The following is a 3,392-nucleotide window of genomic DNA, read 5'->3' on the forward strand; positions in this document are numbered from 1 at the left end:
ACCTGACGGGACAGCAGGATGTGCTCGCGAGTCTGCGGCATGGGGCCGTCGGCAGCCGAGCAAACCAGGATCGCGCCGTCCATCTGAGCAGCACCGGTGATCATGTTCTTGACGTAGTCAGCGTGACCCGGGCAGTCAACGTGCGCGTAGTGACGAACTTCGGAGTCGTACTCTACGTGCGCAGTGTTGATGGTGATACCACGAGCCTTCTCCTCCGGAGCCGAGTCGATCTTGTCGAAGTCGACCTTAGCCGAACCGAAAACTTCGGAGCAGACGCGGGTCAGAGCAGCGGTCAGAGTGGTTTTACCGTGGTCAACGTGACCGATGGTGCCGACATTGACGTGCGGCTTATTACGCTCAAACTTTTCCTTAGCCATCTGAACCGCCTCCGAACAAGGTAGTGAATACAAGAACCATTAAAATAAAGGCAGATATAGAGATATCTGCCTTTATAGAGTGGAGCTCATGAGCGGATTTGAACCGCTGACCTCACCCTTACCAAGGGTGTGCTCTACCAACTGAGCTACATGAGCGAAACACTTTGCACAAACAGCAAACCTGGAGCGGGCAGCGGGAATCGAACCCGCATCATCAGCTTGGAAGGCTGAGGTTCTACCACTAAACTATGCCCGCAGAGCCTGCAGCTCACGCTTAAATCTGGTGGAGGGGGAAGGATTCGAACCTTCGAAGTCTATGACGTCAGATTTACAGTCTGATCCCTTTGGCCACTCGGGAACCCCTCCAAAGTGGGCGGCATTTTAACTTCTGCCACCTGACTGTCAAGCATTTTCTCAATAAAAACTTGAGGTTAGCTGCTTAGCCCAGCCACTTCACGAGAGCCATCCCGTAAAGCGGGCGCCATTCTATGCAAACTACTGACCACTTGCAACGCTTTCGCACGGCATTATTTGGTGCTGCAAACCATTGAAGTCCAAAGCCAGAGACTCGAGCGCATCATCTATAAGGCGCCGACTATTCGGAGCCACCCGCACCCAGAAGCTTCTCTGTGCTCGAGGCAGCTCCCGAAGAAGCGGCTCATAACCAGCATCGCGCAGACGCCGCATCACGCTCTCTGCGGAGTCATGCCTAGGGAAAATACCAAGCGAGATCCCATTTGCCAGATCTCCCTGTGTAATGATGTAGCTATCGATTCGCCTGGCCTGAAGCTCTTTTAGCTGCCTAAGCGACGCCTGCCTCGAGGCCAAAGGCGCAAGATACACCCAGTAGTCGAGGCCAGCGGCAGCAGTTACCGAACGCACCTCAGCCTGGATATCCAGAGCCGTCAGGCGCTGCTCGAGCTGCTGCGCCTGCACCGTCGATTGAAAGCTACCCAGAAAGAGACAGGAGTCAGCCACAACCGCTTCAGCAGCAGGCGCCCCATGCGAGCGCACACGCTCGCGATCAGCAGAACTCAAAAGCCGCACACCCTGCTGATGCCCCTGGCGCATCTCTACAGTCTCAACTTCCTTGGCTCGCAGCGGCGCCTTTTGTTGATGCCATACGTAATAAAAAAGATTGAGAACCAGGAACAACAGAAACAACCAGCGCATGGTTATACCCCGGAAACAGGGCAAGCCTCAGCAAGCCCCCTGAATACTAAATCAGCAACCAGATGAGCCTGAGGCAGATACCCCCCAACCAGCGCAGCATCCCCCCCGGTGAGATAGACCTCAAAGGACTCACCCAAACAGCTGCGCGCCACATCCAGCTGAGTTAAAGCAAAGCCTCTCAACATCAACGCACAGCCCCGCTCAACCGCCTCTGCGGTATTGCGCCCAGGCTCAAGCCCAAGCAGTGCCTGCTGCGCCACGGCATCGTCATAGCGAATCCGGCGGGTATGAGTACTTAGCTCACGACGCATCAAAGGCATACCGGGACATATGTAGCCCCCCAAATGCTCACCCTCTTTCGTTACGAAATCCGAGGTAATTGCAGTTCCCAGATCCAAAACCAGGCAGGCACATCCACCGGATAACTGATAAGCCCCCACAGCAGCCAGCCAGCGATCAAGGCCAAGACGCGTAAAGTCATGGTAGCCATTGCGCACCCCAGCAAGAGATGTTGCAGGCTGCGCACAGACAACACCCACACCAAACTCACGCTGAAGCTGATTAACCAGAGCAGCAGTCTCTTCATCGCTGCGCACGCTGACCAGCCGACAGGCACGCAACCGCACCCCACTTACTGCAACCACCTCCAGCAACTGCTGAGTCGACTCAGCATGGCCGCTCGAGACCAACACACCCTTACTATCGAGCAGCCGCCACTTAATAAGGCTATTGCCACAATCCAGCTCAAGAATCATCACGCAACCTCAGGCTTAACTCGCCACCGCTGAATTGCAACTCACGCCCCGCAACCTCGAACCGCAGCGCCCCCTGGTCATCAACACCCAGGATTCGCCCATCAGTGCATTTCGCCCCCGCTAGCAAGCGCCCCTCAAGCCCCCGCCAGACATGGACAGCCTCCCACTCCTCTCGCAGCCCGGCAAAACCTTCCCGCTCATGTCGCAGCAAATAATCCCTAAGCGACCGCCCAAGAGCGACAGCCAACAGCGTCCGGTCAACAAAATGACCGCGCTCTGCGCGCAGCGAGGTCCAGGCCTGATCAATGTCCACGCGCCCCGGGAGCATATTGACGTTAATTCCAATACCTATCACCAGCTGGTAAGCACCACCCGGCTCTCCGGAAAGCTCGAGCAGGATGCCGGCGATTTTTCGCCCCCCCACGAGCAAATCGTTCGGCCACTTCATCCCTACGTCGACGTTCATAGCGGACAGGACGCGCTGCACGGCAAGTCCAACAGTCAGGCTCAAGCCATCTAGCGGGTAGCCGCTCTCCAACCGCAACCCAAGACTGTAATAAAGATTCTCACCGAAAGGACTGATCCAGCCGCGCCCACGACGCCCACGCCCCCCATCCTGAGCCTCAGCGATCACCAGCAAGGGGGAGGAGGCTCCAACCGCCAACTGACGCAACGCCTCTGCATTAGTCGAATCCAGGGACTCGTAGAAAGAACATGACCAGCCCAGTTCCAGCGCTTGCGCCTTAATAACAGCAGCATCGAGCAAGGACATTTCCGAGGCCATGCGATAGCCTTTGCCTCGCACGCGATAGACAGTCAATCCTAGCTCTGCCTCTAACAGCTGGAGACGCTTCCATACCGCCGCACGACTGATACCAAGGGCACGACCGATAGACTCGCCAGAATGAAACTGGCCATCTTGGAGTAAATGCAGCAAATCACGCATCAAAACAAGGCCTCGCCAAACAGGCTGGCATCATAACGATGCGCTACAGCATTGCCTAGAAAACATCCAACCAGAAATAGCCAAATAGATTTTCCCGGCGCAAAGACAAACCCCCGACCAGCATGAGCGGGTCGGGGGTTT

4 protein-coding genes and 3 tRNA genes are annotated in these 3,392 nt (G+C 56.2%); all 7 read right to left on the reverse strand.

The window, feature by feature from the left end; genetic code table 11:
- Positions 1-377 (reverse strand): GTP-binding protein (locus ACF8C6_RS02600; RefSeq protein ID WP_392497877.1); only part of this gene is annotated, 377 nt, incomplete at its 3' end.
- Between the two features lie 80 nt (positions 378-457).
- Positions 458-533, reverse strand: a tRNA-Thr gene (locus ACF8C6_RS02605).
- Positions 534-559: 26 nt separating this feature from the next.
- Positions 560-633 (reverse strand) — tRNA-Gly (locus tag ACF8C6_RS02610).
- A gap of 25 nt (positions 634-658) precedes the next feature.
- A tRNA-Tyr gene (locus ACF8C6_RS02615) sits at positions 659-743 on the reverse strand.
- Positions 744-872: 129 nt separating this feature from the next.
- Positions 873-1,550: an SPOR domain-containing protein gene (locus ACF8C6_RS02620; RefSeq protein ID WP_392497878.1), complete on the reverse strand. Its 678-nt coding sequence runs from the start codon at positions 1,548-1,550 to the stop codon at positions 873-875.
- 2 nt (positions 1,551-1,552) lie between these two features.
- Positions 1,553-2,305 carry a type III pantothenate kinase gene (locus ACF8C6_RS02625; protein WP_392497879.1) on the reverse strand — a complete coding sequence of 251 codons (753 nt, stop codon included), beginning with the start codon at positions 2,303-2,305 and terminating at the stop codon, positions 1,553-1,555.
- On the reverse strand, positions 2,295-3,251 hold the full coding sequence (gene birA / locus ACF8C6_RS02630) for a bifunctional biotin--[acetyl-CoA-carboxylase] ligase/biotin operon repressor BirA (RefSeq protein WP_392497880.1): 957 nt from the start codon (positions 3,249-3,251) through the stop codon (positions 2,295-2,297). Before birA ends, ACF8C6_RS02625 begins: the two co-directional genes overlap by 11 nt.
- Between the last annotated feature and the right edge of the window lie 141 nt (positions 3,252-3,392).

This window comes from Pseudomonas sp. zbq_18, assembly GCF_043102245.1.
GTDB lineage: Bacteria > Pseudomonadota > Gammaproteobacteria > Pseudomonadales > Pseudomonadaceae > Aquipseudomonas.

Coding starts and splice junctions, on each gene's coding strand:
- ACF8C6_RS02620 (WP_392497878.1), bottom strand. CDS start 1,550: ATGCGCTGGTTGTTTCTGTTGTTCCTGGTTCTCAATCTTTTTTATTAC.
- ACF8C6_RS02625 (WP_392497879.1), bottom strand. CDS start 2,305: ATGATTCTTGAGCTGGATTGTGGCAATAGCCTTATTAAGTGGCGGCTG.
- birA (WP_392497880.1), bottom strand. CDS start 3,251: ATGCGTGATTTGCTGCATTTACTCCAAGATGGCCAGTTTCATTCTGGC.